The sequence below is a fragment of the Mesobacillus campisalis genome (assembly GCF_000986785.1).
GTDB classification, from domain to species: domain Bacteria; phylum Bacillota; class Bacilli; order Bacillales; family Cytobacillaceae; genus Mesobacillus_B; species Mesobacillus_B campisalis.
In genome coordinates, this window is record NZ_LAYY01000010.1 from 66,476 (window position 1) to 85,439 (window position 18,964).

Here is an 18,964-nt window from a genome sequence, read left to right on the forward strand (position 1 = left end):
CCAAAAAAAAGACCTTCCCAAACTTGGGAAGGCCTCTAGCCTGTTTTACATTTTCTCCGGAGCTGAAACTCCAATCAAGCTCAAAGCATTTTTCAAGGTGATTTGAACAGACTGCACCAGTCCAAGACGGGCGGCTGTGCGCTCCTTCTGCTCAACATCCAGCACTTTTTCCGCATTGTAGAAGCTGTGGAACGCGGAGGCCAATTCAAAGATATAATTGGTCACGCGATGAGGCACACGCTTCACGGCCGCTTCGGCCACCGCCTGCGGGAACTCGCCAAGCTTCTTCAGCAAATCAACCTCTTTTTCAGCGCCAACCAGGCTGAAATCAGCCTTTTCATCAACGGTAAAGCCCTGCTCTTCGGCTGCACGCAGGATGCTGCAAATACGGGCATGAGCGTACTGCGCATAGTAAACCGGGTTATCATTGGACTGGGACACCGCCAGGTCCAAATCAAAGTCCATATGCGTATCCGCGCTGCGCATTGCGAAGAAATAACGTGTCGCATCAAGGCCGACTTCTTCGATCAGGTCGCGCATCGTCACCGCTTTTCCGGTCCGCTTGCTCATTTTCATCTTTTCACCATTTTTATAAAGGTGGACCAGCTGAATGATTTCGACCTCAAGCGCATCGCCTTCATAGCCAAGCGCCTGTATCGCTGCACGCATCCGCGGAATATAGCCATGGTGGTCGGCACCCCAGATGTTGATCAGCTTTTCAAAGCCGCGCTCAAGCTTGTCCTTGTGGTAGGCAATATCCGGAAGCAAGTAGGTGTAGGAGCCGTCCTGCTTAATGAGAACGCGGTCCTTGTCATCGCCGAACGTGGTCGAACGGAACCAGGTTGCACCGTCTTCTTCATAGATATGGCCTTTTTCACGCAAAGCGGCCAATGCCGTATCAATCTTGCCGTTCTGGTACAGAGACGTTTCCGAATACCAGACATCAAAGCTCACACGGAAGTTTTCAAGATCCCGCTTCAGCTTCTCCATTTCGTATTTCAAGCCGTAGTCGCGGAACGTCTCGAAACGCTGCTCGTCCGGCATGTTGACGAATTTATCGCCATGCTCTTCGGCCAGCTTTTTCCCAATGCCGACAATATCGGCGCCATGGTAGCCGTCCGCAGGCATTTCCCTGTCTTGGCCAAGCGCCTGGAAGTAGCGGGCCTCAACAGACAAAGCAAGGTTGTTGATCTGATTGCCGGCATCATTGATGTAGTATTCGCGCGATACATCATAGCCAGCTTTCGCGAGCACATTGCAAAGGGAATCCCCTACTGCCGCGCCGCGAGCATGGCCAAGATGCAGGTCTCCGGTCGGGTTCGCGGAAACAAACTCCACCTGGATTTTCTCGCCGGCCCCGACATTGGTCTCCCCGTACTTGGACCCAGCTCCCAGAATCGTTGGAATCAGGTCGGTCAGATAGCTGTTGTTCATATAAAAATTGATGAAGCCTGGTCCGGCGATCTCAATTTTTTCAATCGATGCCTTGCTTTTATCAAAGCTCTCAACCAGCTCTTCGGCAATCTTGCGCGGCGGCTTTTTCGCAACGCGCGCCAGCTGCATCGCCATATTGGTCGAATAGTCGCCGTGCGCCTTTTCCTTTGGCAGCTCGAGCACAACGGACGGGATCTGCTCTCCCTGTGCAAGACCCGCTTTCAAAACGGCTTGTTTGATTTCTTCCTTGAGCTTGTTCTGGACTTGCTCGACTATGTTCATTTCCGCTCCTCCTTGTAATCGATGTTCATCTGGTATGTACCTGCAGGCGAACCCTGGATGATGAATTCATATAAAATTTCAATATTGCCTTCTGCGCTTTCTTCTTTAAAATCGATATCCATCCGCCTCGTATCGGCCTCTGTCTGAAGCAGGCCGTAAGGAGACTGGTAGTTCCCCGGCGTTCTTTTATCCAGCAGAAAATGCAGCCGCATGGAAACCACACCCGAACGAAGAATCAGCACTTCCCGGTCCTTGATCTTCACAGTCGTGTGAACCGTGCCTTCCTCCATCATCTCATCGTATTGCAGATACGAACTGCTGCCCTTTTTATAATATCGGCCAAAAGTGGTCAGTTCAAAAGTCTCCTTTTGCTTTCCGTCATCAATGGCCGTTGTCACCTTCACTTTCACAGGACTCTGGTCCGCGGGCCTCGTCGCCACGTCAACACATCCTTTTAGACATTGCTTATTTTCTTATTATAAACCAATAGTATAAATATTCGCTGGAAAAATCTCAAGGGCACGGGTATAAAAAAACGGCCCCAATTAACCTAATAGGCTCTGTTATGATTTATTGTTGCTTTTCGTGTAAGTATGAGAATACATAGACGGAGAATTTCCGGCTAATGTAAGAATGAAAGCTTAAGTATCAAATATAAGCGGAGATATTCAGATTAACTGCCCTAACTAAGACAAAAACGAAGCATTGGGATAATATAAACGGAAAAACTCCTCTTATTTTTAGGGAAATATGAGTATTTCCCTATTTAAACGGAATCCTTCCGTTTATTTTTCAACCATCATATCAAAAACATGTTCATTTACTTAGGATTAACAATAAAAAAACTGCGATTTTTAGATAAAAACGCAGTTTTTTCCTTGCCTAATTTATTGTCCTTACCAGTTTAAGCCCATTTACTTCACAAACCCCAGCATCATTTCCCTGATGAGCTTGCTGGCGGTGTTGGCTGTTTGCTCGGAGTGGTCGTAGATTGGCGCGACTTCGACAAGGTCGGCGCCAACAACGTTCACTTGTGAGCGGGCAATTTCATGAATGGAGGCAAGCAATTCCTTCGATGTGATGCCGCCTGCATCCACCGTGCCTGTGCCTGGCGCGTGCGCCGGGTCGAGAACATCGATGTCGATCGTCACATACACCGGGCGGCCGGCCAGCTTCGGCAAGATTTCCTTCAGCGGCTCAAGCACCTCAAACTTGGAAATATGCATGCCAGCGTTTTTGGCCCACTCAAATTCTTCCTTCATACCAGAGCGAATTCCAAACGAATAGACATTCTCCGGCCCAATCTTCTCGGCGATCTTGCGGATTGGCGTCGAATGCGAAAGCGGCTCGCCTTCATAATGCTCGCGCAAATCGGTATGGGCGTCCATATGAATGATCGCCAGGTCCTTGTACTTCGCGGCAACAGCCTTCATGACCGGCCAGGACACAAGATGCTCCCCGCCCATGCCAAGCGGAAACTTGTCTTCCGCCATCAGCTTGCCAACAAAATCCTCAATGATATCGAGGCTCTTCTGCGGGTTGCCGAACGGCAGCGGGATATCGCCGGCATCAAAATATTTCACATCGGCCAGCTCACGGTCGAGGTACGGGCTGTACTCCTCGAGGCCGATAGACACTTCGCGGATGCGCGCCGGGCCGAAACGGGAACCCGGGCGGTAGCTGACGGTCCAGTCCATCGGCATTCCGTACAGAACAACCTTGCTTTCATTAAAATCGGAATTCATCCCGATAAACACATTGCCAGAATAAGCTTCATCAAAACGCATGCTAAACCCTCTTTCCTTACTTCACAAGGTCGCCGACGAATTTAGGCAGAACAAATGCAGCTTTGTGAAGTTCTTTTGTATAATACTTTGTCTCGATGTCGTGGAAACGGTCTTCGCTCACTTCCAGCGGATCATACTTTTTGCTTCCGATTGTGAACGCCCACATGCCGCTTGGGTAGGTCGGGATGTTCGCGATATAGAGACGTGTAATCGGGAAGATTTCTTTTACATCCCTTTGGACATCGCGGATCAGGTCAGCCTTGAACCAAGGGTTGTCCGACTGCGCAACAAAGATGCCGTCTTCCTTCAGTGCCTTTGAGATGCCCGCGTAAAAGCCTTTCGTGAACAGATTTACCGCAGGGCCAACCGGCTCGGTGGAATCCACCATGATCACATCGTACTCATTTTCACTTTTTGCGATATGCATAAAGCCGTCATCCACCTGTACATCCACGCGCGGATCGTCAAGCTTGCCGGCAATTTCCGGTAAAAACTTCTTGGAATACTCGATTACCTTGCCATCGATATCGACAAGTGTCGCCTTTTTCACGCTAGGATGCTTCAGCACTTCACGGATGACACCGCCATCGCCGCCGCCGACAACAAGGACGTTCTCAGGATTTGGATGCGTAAACAATGGAACATGCGCCACCATTTCGTGGTAAACGAATTCATCTTTGACCGAAGTCATGACCATGCCGTCAAGCAGGAGCATATTGCCCCACTCTTCTGTTTCCACCATATCAAGCTTTTGAAAATCGGTTTGCTCTGTATGTAACGTGCGATTCACCTTCATTGTAATTCCAAAGTTCTCAGTCTGTTTTTCTGTAAACCAAAGACCCATTTTATTTTCATTCCTTTCGGTTAAAAGTCTCGTTCATAAATACTGCTCTTCCAGTTTATGTTTCCCCATGCTGTCAATAAAAAACATTAATTTCTGGAGACAAACACAGAAAAAGTATAGTTGAATCACGCGAAAATGCAAGCAATTTTTAAAAATGTCAATATTAATATTTTCCCAGCGTTTAAAAGAGGCCAAACTCTTTCATACTGGATAATATTATCTTTTTATCTATGGCTGTGTTAATTTAGGCTGCTGATTTCCGTTCCAGGTGCTTCGCTTTCCGCGGGCGGCCCGGGGAGCCTCCTCGGTGCATCCGCACCTGCGGGGTCTCCCCTGACCCGTACTCCCGCAGGACTTTGAATGAGCTTCCTTGAATCCGCCCACGCACGAGAAAATGCGGTAGCATTTTCGAGGAGTCTCGCACCTTCCACTTCAATCAGCAGACTTTGAAAAATATAATGTCTTTTAACACAGCCTATCCTAAAAGGGGGTTGCAAGCTATGGAACTGATGACTAACCAGCGGTTCAGGAAGAGTGCGAAGATTTTCCGGGCGCTGCTTTTTATTGGCCTGATTGCTGCGGCGGTCGGGATGCTTGCCTATTTCCTGCTGATTGGCTATGTGAAGCTGCTTGGACCGCCGCCGCTTGCCGTTCCCCAGTCGACTTTGTACATGGCGGATGACGGCACGGTGATCGGCGAAAGCCATAATGGCCAGAAGCGCTACTGGGTCCCGCTCAAGGAAATTTCACCTGAGCTGGTGAAGGCGACCATCTCGATTGAAGACCGGAATTTTTACGCGCACAGCGGGTTTGATTATAAACGGATTGCCGGCGCCGTGATTGCCGACATAAAAGCGATGTCCAAGGTGCAGGGAGCGAGCACGATCACCCAGCAGTATGCCAGGAACCTTTACCTCGGGCATGATAAAACGTGGAGACGCAAGATTGCGGAAGCTTTCTATGCCTTCCGTCTTGAGGTCAATTACTCGAAAAATGAAATTCTTGAAGGCTATTTAAATACAATTTATTACGGAAACGGCGCCTACGGTGTCCAGGCTGCCAGCCAGTATTATTTTGGCAAGGACGCCCGCGAACTCTCCCTGGCTGAAGCTTCGATGCTAGCCGGGATTCCCAAGGGACCGGGCATTTACTCGCCATTCGCGTCGCTTGAAAAAGCGGAAAGCCGCCAGGAAACCGTGCTGCGCGCGATGGTTTCCAAAGATTATATCAACAGCAGGCGTGCCGAAAAAGCAGCCGCCGAGGAGTTGGTGCTGGTTGGTCAGCATCGCGAGATTCTTGGCCAGGCCCCCTATTTCCAGGATGCCGTGCGCCAGGCGCTTAAAAATGGACTGGGACTTGATGACCGTACGATCGAGCTTGGCGGGCTGAAAGTGTACACGACACTGAACCTCAAGCAGCAGGAGATGGCTGAACAGGCAGTGGAGAACATGATCTCGAAGGACTCGGAAATCCAAACAGGGTTTGTCGCCATGGACCCGAAAACAGGCCATGTCAAAGCACTTGTCGGTGGCCGCAGCTACGAAGAAAGTTCTTTTAACCGGGCGACCCAGGCCGTGCGCCAGCCAGGCTCGACGATCAAACCGATTTTGTATTACGCGGCCCTTGAGCAAGGTTTCACGCCGGCAACTATGATGAAAAGCGAAATGACGACCTTCCGTTTTGAAGACGGCACAGCTGATTATACGCCGCATAATTTCAACAATAAATATGCCGAGGGCGACATCACGATGGCGCAGGCCCTGGCCTTGTCCGACAATGTCTACGCCGTGAAGACACATCTGTTCCTTGGAGAGGATGTGCTTCCGGAAACAGCGAAAAAGTTTGGCATCAAGTCGGAAATGGAGGAGGTCCCTTCCCTTGCGCTCGGCACCTCGGGCGTCCGGGTGATTGAAATGGCCAATGCCTACAGCATGCTTGCCAATGGCGGCAAACAGCTGGACCCGGTCCTGATCCAGCGGGTCGAAAGCCATAATGGCGACGTAATTTACGAGCATAAACCTGATGGCGAACATGTACTGCAGCCGGAGCTGGCTTCGGTGATGAACCATATGATGACCGGAATGTTCGATGAAAATCTGAATGGCTACGCCTCCGTGACAGGCAGCTCGATGTCCGACAAAATCTCCCGCCCATATGCCGGAAAGTCGGGCTCCACCAATACGGACAGCTGGATGATTGGCTATACTCCGCAGCTTGTGGCCGCCGTCTGGACTGGCTATGATAAAGGGAAACCAATCGAACTGCCGGCCGAAAAAGGCTACAGCAAAAACATCTGGCTTAATTTTATGGAAAATGCCCTGAAAGACGAGCCAGTGAAAAAATTCAAAGCCGCCAAAGGAACAGTCGGCGTCTACATCAACCCGGAGAACGGCAAACTGGCCACCGAAGGATGCCCGGTCAAGGTAATGACCCATTTTATTGAAGGAACAGAGCCGCAGGAATATTGTAACGAGCATCTGGACCAGCATCATGAAGGGGAAGAAGAAATGCATCACGAAAAGCGTGAGAAAAAGCCCTGGTATAGGCGAATATTTGGAAGATAGTAAGTTTGAGGATTTTTCATTTTGAGGTGTGGTGCAAATAAATGAGGGTTCTCTGCAAATATTGAGGGAGTTCTGCTAATTAAATTCGTTTTGCGGCAAATAGAATGCTGATTTCGGACAAAAGAAGTGTGGGTCCGGACAATAAAACAGCGTAACTGGACAATAGAAAATGCACCGGCTAATAGAACCACTATTTTGGCAAATTAAAAGGCGATGCCCGACAATAGAATGAGCATTTCGGACAATAAAAGTATGTTTCCGGACAATAAAACAGCGTGTCTGGACAATAGAAAATGCTGCGGCTAATAGAACCACTATTTTGGCAAATTAAAAGGCGATGCCCGACAATAGAACGAGCATTTCGGAAAATAAAAGTATGTTTCCGGACAATAAAACAGCGTGTCTGGACAATAGAAAATGCTGCGGCTAATAGAACCACTATTTTGGCAAATTAAAAGGCGATGCCCGACAATAGAACGAGCATTTCGGACAATAAAAGTGTATTTCCGGACAATAAAACAGCGTAACCAGACAATAGAAACAGCATCAAGCAAACAAGCACCCTTTTCCCAAAAATAAAACCAAAAAAAATGGAGACCCCCCGGACGTCCGAATCCGGGGGGTCTCCTGTCCTTGTTAAAAACGCGTGTCCAACGCTGTTATTAGTTTACATTCTTCCTAGGATTTGGGCAAGTGAGATAATTCAAGTTTGAATTTTTACAACATTCTGACAACCCCACCTTACTGCCCGGCATTCAACCCTGTTTTCAATTCTGCAGTTGACCTTTCCCACATGCCGGCATCATGGTTTTGCAGGTAGTCGGCCAGTATTTTCTTAGACTTATCATCCATATGGTCGACAATGATGTGGCGCTTGATCGACTTGTCAAGTCGGTTCACATGCTCCGGCAGCAACTTGTAGCCGCGGCGGATTTCACGGTTTACCGTCATTTCGCAGGCTGTGACGCCGGCGTAGTAAGGCCCTTCCTCCCCGCGGTCAATGGTCACCCAGACAACCCAATAAAGCTTCGCATCCGGCACTTCATCGCGGTTTGGCAGGAATTTGATTCCCTTTTCCACAACGCTGCGGGCGTGCATCGCGCCTACATCCACCTGTGCCTCGCCTGCTTCCACATCGACGATGACCGGCGAAACATTGTCAAGGCTCAGGCTGCCTTTTCCAAATCCCTTATGGCCGTCCATCGGATCTGGTTTTATGATATTAAATCCAATAGGTTTCTTCTTTTTTTCATCCATCACGATAACCTCCTAGCGTAAAAGCAATTGGAAAAATGTATTTAATGTGTTAATTAGGAAGGGAATAACAGTATGCATCACGGGTCCGATAGTATACTGATACAGCGGTGTGATTACAAGGATCAGAAAAATGATTGAGCCATAATTCTCATATTGCGTCATCTTGGCCCGGATATTCGCCGGCGCCAAATCTTCAATAATCCGGTAGCCGTCAAGTGGTGGCAGCGGCAGCAGATTAAACACAAAAAGCACCATATTCAGGCGAATAAACATGTTGAGAAATTCAAATATAAACTCCGGCATGGCTTCCCCCAGACCAGCTGCTCCCATGCCATAGACAAAGAAGTAGGCAAGCACGACCAGCAGAAAGTTGCTCAGCGGCCCGGCGACCGACACGAGTACCCCTGCAAGGCGCGGGTTTTTAAAGAAAAAGCGGTTCACCGGCACAGGCCTCGCCCAGCCGAATCCGGCAATGAAAATCAGGATCGTTCCAATTGGATCCAAGTGTTTGAGCGGGTTCAGCGTCAGTCTCCCCTGTCTGGCCGCAGTAGGGTCCCCGAACTTGTAGGCCACATAGGCGTGGGCCAGTTCGTGGAGCGTAAAGGCGATAATCAGCGTCACTGCGATATAAGGCAACTGCTCAAGTGAAAACCACATGCCATTTTCCCCCGTTCCATAGATGCTTCAAGTATACCTTATCCATGCCAAAATGGAAAACTTGCACATTTCCCCGAATTATGGAAAACTTTTATCAAGCCATCATAACAAGGAGGGAACATTATGCCATATGTAACCGTAAAAATGCTTTCCGGACGCAGCGACGACCAAAAGCGGGCACTTGTTGAAAAAGTGACCGACGCCGTTGTCGAAACCACCGGTGCTTCGAAGGAAAAAGTCGTCGTTTTCATCGAAGAAATGGAAAAAAGCCACTATGCCGTAGGCGGAAAACGGCTGAGTGACGAGTAGAACCCCTTTTTTAAGGGGTTTTTTTATTTTTAAAGTATTGAACTCTTTCAAATGCATTTTATTCCTGATCAACCGCGTTTTATTCCTGATTACGTAATATTTATTCCTGATTAACCTCGACTTAATCCTGATTTCAGTTGATTTATTCCTGATTTCACTTTCTGCAGCCGTCTCCCAACAAAAAAACCAGGCAATCTCATTGCCTGGCCATTCCCTTTAAATTTTCAATATATTGATAGGCGTTCGCGAATTCTTCGTCGGTGTATTTCTGGCTCTTTTTTACCGTCAGCACCTTTTCCTTCACTTCGTCTTCCGGCAGGCTGTCAAAATACAAAATCGTGGAGACCAGCTCAAGGAATCTGGCATTCTGGCTGTTGATGTCCCCCAGGCAGTCGCCGAGGCAAGGCATGTCCACGCTGTGCTCGCCCAGGAACTCTTCGCCAGCTTCTGTCAGCGTATAGCGGTACTGGTAATAGCCGCCCTTCTGCTCTTTCACTTCGTTCAGGAAACCCATGTTGCACAGCTCCTCGACCCGAAGCGTCAATTCCTCGGAATATGGCCCGTAAAAATGGAACTGGAAACGCTCCTGGAAGGGAAAATTCATTTTCTTGGCAATATAGATCATTTTCTGCAGCTTTTTCCGGCCGATGACCTCTCCCGACAGCGCGATCGCATGAATGATTTTAGCATGATCTTTTAACAAAACTAGTCAACTCCTGTATCTAATCTCCATTGCCTACAATTCAAGGAGCTTCCTAATCTCCTCGCTGCCCGACACGAAGTCGGCTGGGTAGTACAATTTATGGTCCGTCCGCCGTTTGCCGGAAATCGCATCGACAATTTCGGATTCCCGTGAAAGCTCGCGCAGCTCGCCATTCTTCATTTGCAAATGGATCGGCAGGCGCTCTTCTTCCTCTCCCGGACGGTAAAAGTCATATGGCAAATCGGACGATGAATCCACAACGAGATAATACTCAGGGTCAATCCCGGCTTCAACGAAAAGCTGTGACAGCTTTGCGAGCTTCTTATATTCCCTGGCCGGATCAAACTCGACATACTTGAACAAATTCCGGTTGATGAACCGGCAGCAAAGATCCTTTAACACCTCATCCTCTTCCTCTTGCCAAATCTGGAAATAATAAAGGAAAACGCCTTCGTCCAATTTCAGATAGTCTTCGAGTGTCACCTTTTCTTCGAACAGTGAGTAAAAGTGGAGCGGCATATGCTTGAAGGAATAGCCTTGCTCATGGAGATGCTTCGCTCTATGGAGAATTTTCGTCAGGATCACTTCTGCGCTCCGGGTAACCGGATGGAAATACACTTGCCAGTACATTTGGTAGCGGCTCATTATGTAGTCTTCGACGGCATGCATCCCGCTTTGCTTGAATACGACCTGGTCTTCTTTTGGCCTCATGACACGCAAAATGCGCTCCATGTCAAAATGCCCGTAGCTGACGCCGGTAAAATAGGCATCGCGCTGCAAATAATCCATGCGGTCGGCATCAATCTGGCTGGAAATCAGGCTGACGACCAGCTTGTCTTCATAGGTCTTGGCAATCACATCGGCGACTTTCTTTGGAAAATCAGCGCTGATGCGCGTCAGCACCTTGTTCACCTCGGTATCCCCGAGGATGATGGCGCGCGTGAAATTCTCATGGTCGAGGTCAAACACTTTCTCGAACGAGTGGGAAAAAGGTCCGTGCCCCAAATCGTGCAGCAAGGCGGCACAAAGGCTGAGCAGCCTCTCTTCCTCGTTCCATTCCGGCCTGCCGGCAAACACCGTATCCACAATCCGGCGCACAATCTCATAGACGCCAAGCGAGTGGTTGAAACGGCTGTGCTCGGCGCCATGGAAGGTCAAATATGTGGTTCCAAGCTGCTTGATCCGACGCAGGCGCTGGAATTCCTTTGTTCCGACCAAATCCCAGATCGCCCTGTCCCGGACATGGATGTAGCGGTGGACCGGGTCTTTAAACACCTTTTCTTCATTCAGTTTTTCCGCCGAATACGCCATTGGTTTCTACTCCCTTGTTAACATGTATCTATTATAGCCTCTTTTCCCTTTCACTTCACCTTGAAATCCTGCAAATTTCTACAATTTTTTACAAAAACGGCGCCAGTCCTTATGGCGGCCAAGGTGAAAATTTTTGCCATTTTTATAGTTTTAAATCTCCGAGCCTTCAATGAAAAAAGTCACCTTTAAACACGGCGGCTTAAAGGCGACTCCTTATTTCAGCTTTTTATCGATCTTTTCCATCAGTTCGTCCTCTGTCAATGCAGCCACCGGACGATTGTTGACGAACGCGAAGGTTTTCTTTCGGCCCGGTCCGCAGTAGGACTGGCATCCTATTTCAATCTTGGCTTCAGGATCCTTTTCCTTCAGCTTCGGAATCAGCGTCTTTATATTAACGGCCTGGCAGTCGTCACAAACACGAAATTCATTTGCCATCGTGGACAACCCTTTCTCCTAAAAAATCACGGTCGCACCGGCCCATCCCGAGCCGGACTCGCTAAAGGCTATTCTACATAATATCGCTGACTGATGCAACCGGGGCCTTTTTCCGCACATTCAGGGGTACACTCACCATTTCTCTATGAAAAACCTGGAAAAAATCTACTATCCTGCTAATCAGGAATGTATAAACCTTGTAAAATCCGGGCAAGCTTGGACTAGACATTCATCCATTGACCAATATTTTACAGGGAGTTGAAGAAATATGAAAGTTCGCCAGGATGCCTGGACGGAAGAAAATGATTTATTGCTTGCTGAAACGGTGCTGCGCCACGTGAGAGAAGGAAGTACGCAGCTCAATGCTTTTGAGGAAGTCGGAGACAAGCTTGACCGCACGTCGGCGGCCTGCGGCTTCAGATGGAATGCCGTTGTCCGCCACCGCTATGAAAAGGCCCTGCAGCTGGCTAAGAAACAGCGGAAGCAGCGCCAAAGAGTTCTCGGGAAGGACCAGGGCGGAAAGAAGAAGCTGCTCTATTCCCCGCCGGTGCCGACCCTCGACGAGATTGGCATCCAGCCGGCCGAAATGTCCGCCGAGCTGACACTGCCGCCAGCTGAGCTAGACACGCTGGAAATGCAGGATAAGTATGGCCTTGACGGATTGCAGAATTTGCAAGAGTCGATGCTTTTACAAGATTCCAATTCGGAGAGTGGGCCGGAACCCGCAGCCCAGGCCCCGGAAGTTTCCGAGTCTGAACTTGAAGAACAGCAGCCCGTGCCGCCGCAGGTGTCCCAGCCCGCCCTTGCCATGCAGCAGCAAAGCCGCATGACACTTGGCCATGTAATCGCCTTTTTGCAGAATATGAACAGCACCACTTTCCATGCGGATATCTACAAGAGCGAGAATGAAAGATTGCAGCGCGAGATGGCAGGCATCCGGAAGGAAAATGAAGAGCTGAAGAAACAAATCCAGCAGCTCGAGGACAAAGCGAAAACGATGCAGGAAGATTACGAGACACTGATCGAGATCATGAACAGGGCGCGCAAGCTCGTGCTGTTTGAGGAAGAAGAGCGCTCAGCAACAAAGTTCAAAATGGACCGCAACGGAAATCTCGAAAAAGTCGCCGAATAAGGCAATCTCTTATTTTTGATAGAAAAGGTTTGGAGAAGGCAGCACCATCCCCTACCAAAGCAGGCCGTGAACACCTACGAGGTTCACGGCCTGTTTTTTTGAACTTAGATTACTGTCCAGCTCCGGCGCCTACCGCTTGTCTATGCTTCCGGCAAGAACCGGCTGTTCCGCTCGATCATCCGCTCATAATAGCGTGTGAAAAGTTCGAATTCCTCGGGGTAAAGCTGGCCGGGGATGAGCTGGCCGTTCTTGCTGAGAACGGTCATGAAGCGCAGCATTACATCCTGGATGCTAAGCGGTGTGCCCAGCAGTTCAGATAAGGAGGCCATCACCTCAGGCTGGATCTCCGGAAAGGCAAACTTTGTCGTCTCTCCTTTTTTTCCCAGTTCGTAAAATTTCCTGATCAGCTCGGCGCGTTCGCTGCCGCTTCCGGTCACGCAAAGATAAATCTGGACGGCGACGCCCCTTTTCAGGCGGCGCTGGGAGATGCCGGCGAATTTCCGGCCGCCGATGCTCAGGTCGTAGCTGCCGGGACAATACGAGCCAACAATTTCCCTTGCTTCTATTTCTATAGCAAAATCAGAAAACATCTGTTTAATCAAATGCCACATCGCTTCATAGCCGCGATTGATGTCAATTCCTTTTTCGGCTTCCGGCAGGATCAGCGAAAGATTAAGGACTCCCTCGTCAAGCACGACGGCAAGCCCTCCCGAATTGCGGACAATATATTGGTACCCCTGCTGTTCAAGGTATTGAAGACCGTCCTTTAAATAAGGCAGTTTGGAATCCTGAATGCCCAGCACAATCGTCCGATGGTGCACCCAGGACCGCGCTGCAGCTGGTGATGTTCCTGATCCAACACCTTCGCACAGCGTGTCATCCGTGGCAAACGATTGAAGGGCATGAAAGTGCGGGCCGACTGCAGACTGGTCAATCAGCCGCCAGCGTTCCTGACGCAATAAATGAAGCGCCTCATCCATTTGTCATTCTCCTTTAAATAAGCTTAACCAGGTTATTATAGCACTTTCCGGGCCCCGCTGGTATGCCATCGACATTACTGGTGGTGATTGCCTTTTTACGTCACCTTTTTTACCTTCTTTGCCTCTCTCCGGGCTCCAAGAAGGCTCATTGGTGACCGCTCTCCGACTTTCCACTCCTCCCCGGGCTCCAAGCGGGCTCATTGGCGACCGATCTCTGCCTCTTCACTTCTCCACGGGCACCAAGCTGGCCCATTGGCGACCGCTCTCTGCATTTTCGCTCCTCCCCGGGCTCCAAAAAGCTCATTGGCGACCGATCTCTGCCTCTTCGCTTCTCCCCTGGCTCCAACGACGCTCACAGAAAAAGCCGGCTTTCCTAAGAAAACCGGCTTTGCCTTAGTTTTACCTTATTAGCGCTTGGGACGCTGTGATCAAGGCGAGCTTATATACATCTTCTTCGCTGCAGCCGCGGGAAAGGTCATTCACCGGACGGTTCAATCCCTGAAGGATCGGTCCGACGGCTTCGAAGTTTCCAAGACGCTGGGCGATTTTGTAGCCGATGTTTCCTGCTTCCAGGCTTGGGAAGACAAACACATTCGCATCACCCTGAAGCGGGGATGTTGGCGCCTTTTTAGCCGCAACGGAAGGAACGAAAGCCGCATCGAACTGGAATTCACCGTCAACCACAAGCAGCGGGTCGCGCAGTTTGGCTTCTTCCACTGCCTTCGATACTTTTTCTGTTTCCGGGGAGACTGCAGAACCCTTTGTCGAGAAGCTCAGCATCGCCACGCGCGGTTCCATGTCAAACATCCTGGCCGTCTTGGCGCTTTCAACCGCAATCTCGGCAAGGTCCTGGCTGTCAGGCGCAATATTGATGGCGCAATCGGCAAACACGTATTTCTCATCGTCACGGACCATGATGAACACGCCAGAAGTTTTCTTTACGCCCTCTTTTGTTTTGATAATCTGCAATGCCGGCCTAACAGTTTCGGCAGTTGAATGGGCCGCACCGCTGACAAGTCCGTCCGCACGGTTTGCATACACCAGCATGGTGCCAAAGTAGTTTTCGTCAAGCAGAATCTGGCGGGCCTGCTCCTCGTTCACTTTCCCTTTCCGTCTTTCCACGAACGCTGCTACAAGCTCGTCCATCATCGCAAATGAACTTGGGTCATAGATTTCCACATTTTCAAGCGGAACATCCCAGTCTCTTGCCAAACCCTGGATTCTTTCAATATTGCCAACCAAAATTGGCATCAGTACGCCATCAGCAGCCAAACGTCCTGCTGCACGCAATACTCGTTCGTCTGTACCCTCAGGGAACACGATGCGCAAGTTTTGTCCACTCAATTTTTCTTTAAGGCCGGTAAATAAGTCACCCATGTTACATCCTCCTTTAATCTCTACACTCCTAGCATACTTTACCAATGCTAAAATTCAAGGTTGAACCCGCTTACACCCTAGAAGTTTATGTTTTAAGAATATTGGAATTAAGAGCACTTCCACCTTTATACTATCTGCATTCCTTTTACAGAATATCCTTATTTATCATGGTATAAACCGCGTGCTTTTCATACCGTCCGCAAACTGTGATATAGTTAGGATGTACATTTATGAATAACTAGGAGTGATCACTATGAGCGAAGCCGCTAAAACCCTTGATGGCTGGTATTGCCTTCATGATTTCCGCACTGTTGACTGGACAACCTGGAAAATGCTCCCTAGCGATGAGCGCCAGGCCGCCATCCATGAATTCCTTGGACTTCTTGAAAAATGGAATGCCACCCAGAATGAAGATAAAGGCAGCCATGCCCTCTATACGGTCGTCGGCCAGAAAGCGGATTTCATGATGATGATTCTTCGCCCGACAATGGAAGAATTGAATGAAATTGAAACCGAATTCAACAAGTCAAAGCTTGCTGAGTACACCGTTCCAGCCCATTCTTATGTATCGGTCGTTGAATTGAGCAACTATCTCTCCGACGGCGAAAATCCATATGAAAATCCGCATGTGCGTGCACGCCTGTACCCTAAGCTGCCGCAAACGAGCCATGTGTGCTTCTATCCGATGGACAAGCGCCGCCAGGGCAATGACAACTGGTACATGCTTCCGATGGAAGACCGCAAGAAATTAATGTACAGCCATGGCATGATCGGCCGCCAGTATGCAGGCAAGGTAAAGCAGATCATTACAGGCTCTGTTGGATTCGACGATTACGAGTGGGGCGTCACCCTGTTTGCGGACGATCCGCTTCAATTCAAAAAGCTTGTCTACGAAATGCGTTTTGATGAAGTAAGCGCCCGCTACGGCGAATTCGGCGCATTCTTCGTTGGAGTGCTGCTCGGTGAAGACCGAATCGCTTCTTTCCTTGATATAAAATAAGTTCTCCACAAGCTCCCGGCTAGACGTGCCGGGAGTTTTTTTGCTTGTCGGGGCTGGACAGGCGCTTCCGCTTTTCTTCTGTCCAGCTCCAGCGCCTAGCCCCTCGAGTCGCTTCGGTCCAGCTGTTAAAGTCAAAGAACGACTTCATCAACTGGCCCTCCACCGCTTGTCGGGGCTGCCCAAGGCGCTTCCACTTTTCTTGTCATAAATCCTCGTCCCTCTCATAGACATGAACTAGCTAGACTTCCTGTTTTTCATAGGTTTTGAAGTCTTATATTTTTCATTCAGGAGGGAAAAAGAATGAGCCAGTCGTACTTTCCATATTACAACTACCGGGCCTTTCCGCAAGGCTACACGCCCCAGCAGCAAGGGCAAATGGGTCAGATGGGCCAGATGGGGTTCCCTGCGGGGCAGCAGCAAATGGCCCCACAGCAGCTTCCCGGCTCCCAGCCCACCGCTCCAATCGGCATGTCGCCTGGTGCACCCGGTGTCCAGATGCCGGGCATGCTGCCGGCTGAAGCTTCCTATATCGAGAACATTCTGCGCTTGAACAGAGGAAAGCTTGCCACCGTTTATACGAGTTTTGAAGGAAGCACTGAATGGAACTCCAAGATTTTCAAAGGAATCATTGAAGCGGCCGGCCGCGACCACCTGATCCTCAGCGATCCGCAGACCGGCATGCGCTACCTGCTGCTGATGGTGTATCTCGACTATGTCACCTTTGAAGAAGAACTGGAATATGATTATCCGTTCGGAGGCGGCGGCTTGGCTGTTTACCCGCCTCGATAAGGTCGCACATCTATGGCATAAAAAAGGAGCTCCGCTGATTCGCGGAACTCCTTTTTCATTACAGATATTTAACAGCTGCGATAATCAAAAGCACCCAGGCTGCCAGGAAGGCTACCCCGCCGAGCGGAGTAATCGCCCCAAGGATGCTGATTTTTGTAAGAGTAAGCACATAAAGGCTTCCCGAGAAAAGGATGATTCCTGCGAGCATCAGCCAGCCCGATGTACTCAGCAATGCTGTTGCCGGCAGTTTGCCGAGCAGCACGCCAATGATCAGGATGCCGATCGCATGGAACATTTGATAGGTTACTCCGGTTTTCCAGGTTTCAAGATACTTAGGCTCCACTTTCCCCTCGAGGCCATGAGCGCCAAATGCGCCTAGCGCAACAGCAAGGAAAGCATTTACTGCACCGATTATGATGAAAATTTTCATGTTCATTCTCCCCCAGTTTCATTCCTGCTCAAACTCTAAAAATCAAACAGTGACTCACCATTCGCTTCGTTGTCCATCTCCAGCCTCTTTTGCTGGTTAGGCATCGACTGGTATTGAGGCTGAGGCTGAGGCTGGGCCTGCACGACAGGAATCTGCATGTTCTGCACCACCGCAGCAGGTGCCTCGGTCCGGACAGCAGCAGGCCGCTCCCGGCTCGGTTCATCGAGGACCAGCTCGCACAATGTCTTCAGCGAATGGATTTTTTCACGCATCCCAGCGTCTGTTGCCGCGTTTCGTGCGCCCTTCAGCTCGTCCTCCATTTTCGCCAGCAGTTTTTCAAGCGATATATTCATTCCATCACCACGCTTCACTTGTACTTCCGCTCTCCATTTTACCTCAATGGAGCTGGAATTTCGAACCTGCCCGCCAAAATTCTCCGGTAAAAATCTTAAACCAACAATATCTTCAATGTTTCACGTGGAACATGTCGAAGATCAACCTTCTTCTATCTGCCAGTCTATCTCGCTTTCTCCCTTATTGCGAAGATAGTCATTTATCTTTGAGAATGGTTTACTGCCAAAAAAGCCTCTGCTGGCTGACAATGGACTTGGGTGGGCAGATGTGATGATATAGTGCCTGTCTGCATTAATGAGCTTCATCTTGCTCTGAGCAGGCCGGCCCCACAGCAGGAAAATAACGGGCGTTTCCCGTTCGTTCAGCAGGGAAATGACCCGGTCGGTCAGCTTCTCCCAGCCTTTTCCCTTATGCGAATGGGCCTCCCCCTCCCGGACTGTCAGGACGGTGTTCAGCAGCAGCACCCCCTGGTCGGCCCACTTTTTCAAGTAGCCTGTTTTCGGAATGCTACATCCCAAATCCTCATGAAGCTCTTTATAAATATTTCTTAAGGAGGGCGGAATTTTCACACCAGGCTGGACAGAAAAACTTAATCCATGGGCCTGTCCCTCACCATGATAAGGGTCCTGTCCAAGCAGCACCACCTTTACCTCGTCATAATCGGTATATTTCAAGGCATTGAATATATTCTCCCTGGCTGGATAGATGGTCTTCTCCTCATATTCCTTCTCTAGAAATTCTTCCAGATTGCAGAAATAAGTCTTGCTGAATTCATCCTGCAAAAGCTCGCCCCAAGTGTTTTCCGGTCTGTTTCCGACCATATTATCTTCCCCTTTGCCGCATTTTTTTCTCTTTACCCATAAAAGCATCCAGGTTTAACTTTGCTGTCAGCGGCTATATAAAAGTATAACAGGAACCACGGTTGAAGAGTTCCTTTGATATAGATGAATTTCAAGGAGGTTTTTTAAATGGTTACAGTACATGTAGTCGAAAACGGTGTACAAGCAATGGATAAAATCCAAACTCTGCAGACAGAAGGATTCGCAAAAGAACACATTTATCTGTTTGCGCATGATGAGGACCGCAGCGAGCACTTGACCGAAGCAACGGATACAGGCGAAGTCGGGTTGAAGGAACAAGGCATCATGAATTCGGTCACTAATGTTTTCAAGTCTCGCGGCGACGAGCTTCGCTCCAAGTTTGAATCGCTTGGAATGAGCGCACAAGAAGCGGAACAGTACGAAGTCGAGCTGGATAAAGGCCGTCTCGTCCTAGTGGCTTCTGATGAAGTAAAATAAACGAAAATAGGTGTCCCTGCC

General features: G+C 49.4%; 21 protein-coding genes. 6 read left to right on the forward strand and 15 right to left on the reverse strand.

The features are described 5' to 3' along the window. Nucleotides 1–45 precede the first annotated feature (45 nt). From argS to speE, 4 genes are all read right to left on the reverse strand, one after another. Entirely contained in the window at nt 46–1,716 is a 1,671-nt protein-coding gene (gene argS / locus WQ57_RS10900) for an arginine--tRNA ligase (protein ID WP_046523799.1), read from the reverse strand. After that, entirely contained in the window at nt 1,713–2,156 is a 444-nt protein-coding gene (locus tag WQ57_RS10905; RefSeq protein WP_046523800.1) for a YwiB family protein, read from the reverse strand. The genes argS and WQ57_RS10905 overlap by 4 nt, the downstream gene beginning before the upstream one ends. A 474-nt stretch (nt 2,157–2,630) precedes the next feature. Continuing rightward, nucleotides 2,631–3,503, reverse strand: a complete 873-nt coding sequence (gene speB / locus WQ57_RS10910; protein ID WP_046523801.1) for an agmatinase — start codon at nt 3,501–3,503, stop codon at nt 2,631–2,633. A 16-nt stretch (nt 3,504–3,519) separates the two neighbouring features. Further along, on the reverse strand, nt 3,520–4,347 hold the full coding sequence (speE, locus tag WQ57_RS10915; RefSeq protein ID WP_046523802.1) for a spermidine synthase: 828 nt from the start codon (nt 4,345–4,347) through the stop codon (nt 3,520–3,522). A gap of 500 nt (nt 4,348–4,847) precedes the next feature. Here speE and WQ57_RS10920 point away from each other — a divergent pair, with 500 nt between their 5' ends. Further along, entirely contained in the window at nt 4,848–6,911 is a 2,064-nt protein-coding gene (locus WQ57_RS10920; protein ID WP_046523803.1) for a transglycosylase domain-containing protein, read from the forward strand. Nucleotides 6,912–7,652: 741 nt separating this feature from the next. Here WQ57_RS10920 and WQ57_RS10925 read toward each other — a convergent pair. Next, nucleotides 7,653–8,168 (reverse strand): YwhD family protein, encoded by a 516-nt coding sequence (locus tag WQ57_RS10925; protein WP_046523804.1) that lies wholly within the window; start codon nt 8,166–8,168, stop codon nt 7,653–7,655. A gap of 12 nt (nt 8,169–8,180) precedes the next feature. Beyond that, entirely contained in the window at nt 8,181–8,825 is a 645-nt protein-coding gene (locus WQ57_RS10930; RefSeq protein WP_046523805.1) for a site-2 protease family protein, read from the reverse strand. A 123-nt stretch (nt 8,826–8,948) separates the two neighbouring features. On the opposite strand from WQ57_RS10930, the gene WQ57_RS10935 reads away from it, so the two are divergent. Then, nucleotides 8,949–9,134, forward strand: a complete 186-nt coding sequence (locus WQ57_RS10935; RefSeq protein WP_046523806.1) for a 2-hydroxymuconate tautomerase — start codon at nt 8,949–8,951, stop codon at nt 9,132–9,134. 196 nt (nt 9,135–9,330) lie between these two features. Here WQ57_RS10935 and WQ57_RS10940 read toward each other — a convergent pair whose 3' ends face one another. The 3 genes from WQ57_RS10940 to WQ57_RS10950 all read right to left on the reverse strand — a co-directional run bounded on the left by WQ57_RS10940 (nt 9,331) and on the right by WQ57_RS10950 (nt 11,583). Further along, nucleotides 9,331–9,837: a YwgA family protein gene (locus WQ57_RS10940; protein WP_046523807.1), complete on the reverse strand. Its 507-nt coding sequence runs from the start codon at nt 9,835–9,837 to the stop codon at nt 9,331–9,333. A gap of 33 nt (nt 9,838–9,870) precedes the next feature. Next, nucleotides 9,871–11,148 carry an HD domain-containing protein gene (locus WQ57_RS10945; RefSeq protein WP_046523808.1) on the reverse strand — a complete coding sequence of 426 codons (1,278 nt, stop codon included), beginning with the start codon at nt 11,146–11,148 and terminating at the stop codon, nt 9,871–9,873. Between the two features lie 213 nt (nt 11,149–11,361). Next, nucleotides 11,362–11,583 (reverse strand): YuzB family protein, encoded by a 222-nt coding sequence (locus WQ57_RS10950; protein ID WP_046523891.1) that lies wholly within the window; start codon nt 11,581–11,583, stop codon nt 11,362–11,364. 268 nt (nt 11,584–11,851) lie between these two features. Here WQ57_RS10950 and WQ57_RS10955 point away from each other — a divergent pair, with 268 nt between their 5' ends. After that, the gene (locus WQ57_RS10955) at nt 11,852–12,715 is read left to right on the forward strand and encodes an RsfA family transcriptional regulator (protein WP_046523809.1); all 864 of its coding nucleotides are present in this window, start codon (nt 11,852–11,854) and stop codon (nt 12,713–12,715) included. A 140-nt stretch (nt 12,716–12,855) separates the two neighbouring features. On the opposite strand, the gene lipL is transcribed toward WQ57_RS10955, so the two are convergent. From lipL to pta, 3 genes are all read right to left on the reverse strand, one after another. Then, nucleotides 12,856–13,695: an octanoyl-[GcvH]:protein N-octanoyltransferase gene (gene lipL / locus WQ57_RS10960; RefSeq protein ID WP_046523810.1), complete on the reverse strand. Its 840-nt coding sequence runs from the start codon at nt 13,693–13,695 to the stop codon at nt 12,856–12,858. 197 nt (nt 13,696–13,892) lie between these two features. Beyond that, nucleotides 13,893–14,051 carry a hypothetical protein gene (locus tag WQ57_RS26630; RefSeq protein WP_156183115.1) on the reverse strand — a complete coding sequence of 53 codons (159 nt, stop codon included), beginning with the start codon at nt 14,049–14,051 and terminating at the stop codon, nt 13,893–13,895. Nucleotides 14,052–14,094: 43 nt separating this feature from the next. After that, nucleotides 14,095–15,072, reverse strand: a complete 978-nt coding sequence (pta, locus tag WQ57_RS10970; RefSeq protein WP_046523812.1) for a phosphate acetyltransferase — start codon at nt 15,070–15,072, stop codon at nt 14,095–14,097. Between the two features lie 253 nt (nt 15,073–15,325). Here pta and hemQ point away from each other — a divergent pair, with 253 nt between their 5' ends. Next, nucleotides 15,326–16,072 (forward strand): hydrogen peroxide-dependent heme synthase, encoded by a 747-nt coding sequence (gene hemQ, locus WQ57_RS10975; RefSeq protein WP_046523813.1) that lies wholly within the window; start codon nt 15,326–15,328, stop codon nt 16,070–16,072. A gap of 300 nt (nt 16,073–16,372) precedes the next feature. Continuing rightward, nucleotides 16,373–16,861 (forward strand): spore coat protein GerQ, encoded by a 489-nt coding sequence (gene gerQ / locus WQ57_RS10980; protein ID WP_046523814.1) that lies wholly within the window; start codon nt 16,373–16,375, stop codon nt 16,859–16,861. Between the two features lie 58 nt (nt 16,862–16,919). Here gerQ and WQ57_RS10985 read toward each other — a convergent pair whose 3' ends face one another. The 3 genes from WQ57_RS10985 to WQ57_RS10995 all read right to left on the reverse strand — a co-directional run bounded on the left by WQ57_RS10985 (nt 16,920) and on the right by WQ57_RS10995 (nt 18,466). Further along, complete coding sequence (locus WQ57_RS10985) at nt 16,920–17,291, reverse strand: DUF423 domain-containing protein (protein WP_046523815.1); 372 nt, start codon at nt 17,289–17,291, stop codon at nt 16,920–16,922. A 35-nt stretch (nt 17,292–17,326) separates the two neighbouring features. Beyond that, nucleotides 17,327–17,662: a YwdI family protein gene (locus tag WQ57_RS10990; RefSeq protein ID WP_052948726.1), complete on the reverse strand. Its 336-nt coding sequence runs from the start codon at nt 17,660–17,662 to the stop codon at nt 17,327–17,329. A gap of 123 nt (nt 17,663–17,785) precedes the next feature. After that, complete coding sequence (locus WQ57_RS10995) at nt 17,786–18,466, reverse strand: uracil-DNA glycosylase (RefSeq protein ID WP_046523816.1); 681 nt, start codon at nt 18,464–18,466, stop codon at nt 17,786–17,788. A 147-nt stretch (nt 18,467–18,613) separates the two neighbouring features. Here WQ57_RS10995 and WQ57_RS11000 point away from each other — a divergent pair, with 147 nt between their 5' ends. Further along, on the forward strand, nt 18,614–18,943 hold the full coding sequence (locus tag WQ57_RS11000) for a YflT domain-containing protein (RefSeq protein WP_046523817.1): 330 nt from the start codon (nt 18,614–18,616) through the stop codon (nt 18,941–18,943). The last annotated feature ends 21 nt before the right edge of the window (nt 18,944–18,964 follow it).

Coding starts and splice junctions, on each gene's coding strand:
- WQ57_RS11000 (WP_046523817.1), top strand. CDS start 18,614: ATGGTTACAGTACATGTAGTCGAAAACGGTGTACAAGCAATGGATAAA.
- WQ57_RS10935 (WP_046523806.1), top strand. CDS start 8,949: ATGCCATATGTAACCGTAAAAATGCTTTCCGGACGCAGCGACGACCAA.
- WQ57_RS10920 (WP_046523803.1), top strand. CDS start 4,848: ATGGAACTGATGACTAACCAGCGGTTCAGGAAGAGTGCGAAGATTTTC.
- WQ57_RS10985 (WP_046523815.1), bottom strand. CDS start 17,291: ATGAAAATTTTCATCATAATCGGTGCAGTAAATGCTTTCCTTGCTGTT.
- WQ57_RS10925 (WP_046523804.1), bottom strand. CDS start 8,168: ATGGATGAAAAAAAGAAGAAACCTATTGGATTTAATATCATAAAACCA.
- WQ57_RS10995 (WP_046523816.1), bottom strand. CDS start 18,466: ATGGTCGGAAACAGACCGGAAAACACTTGGGGCGAGCTTTTGCAGGAT.
- lipL (WP_046523810.1), bottom strand. CDS start 13,695: ATGGATGAGGCGCTTCATTTATTGCGTCAGGAACGCTGGCGGCTGATT.
- argS (WP_046523799.1), bottom strand. CDS start 1,716: ATGAACATAGTCGAGCAAGTCCAGAACAAGCTCAAGGAAGAAATCAAA.
- WQ57_RS10955 (WP_046523809.1), top strand. CDS start 11,852: ATGAAAGTTCGCCAGGATGCCTGGACGGAAGAAAATGATTTATTGCTT.
- speE (WP_046523802.1), bottom strand. CDS start 4,347: ATGGGTCTTTGGTTTACAGAAAAACAGACTGAGAACTTTGGAATTACA.
- gerQ (WP_046523814.1), top strand. CDS start 16,373: ATGAGCCAGTCGTACTTTCCATATTACAACTACCGGGCCTTTCCGCAA.
- pta (WP_046523812.1), bottom strand. CDS start 15,072: ATGGGTGACTTATTTACCGGCCTTAAAGAAAAATTGAGTGGACAAAAC.
- hemQ (WP_046523813.1), top strand. CDS start 15,326: ATGAGCGAAGCCGCTAAAACCCTTGATGGCTGGTATTGCCTTCATGAT.
- WQ57_RS10930 (WP_046523805.1), bottom strand. CDS start 8,825: ATGTGGTTTTCACTTGAGCAGTTGCCTTATATCGCAGTGACGCTGATT.
- speB (WP_046523801.1), bottom strand. CDS start 3,503: ATGCGTTTTGATGAAGCTTATTCTGGCAATGTGTTTATCGGGATGAAT.
- WQ57_RS10950 (WP_046523891.1), bottom strand. CDS start 11,583: ATGGCAAATGAATTTCGTGTTTGTGACGACTGCCAGGCCGTTAATATA.
- WQ57_RS10945 (WP_046523808.1), bottom strand. CDS start 11,148: ATGGCGTATTCGGCGGAAAAACTGAATGAAGAAAAGGTGTTTAAAGAC.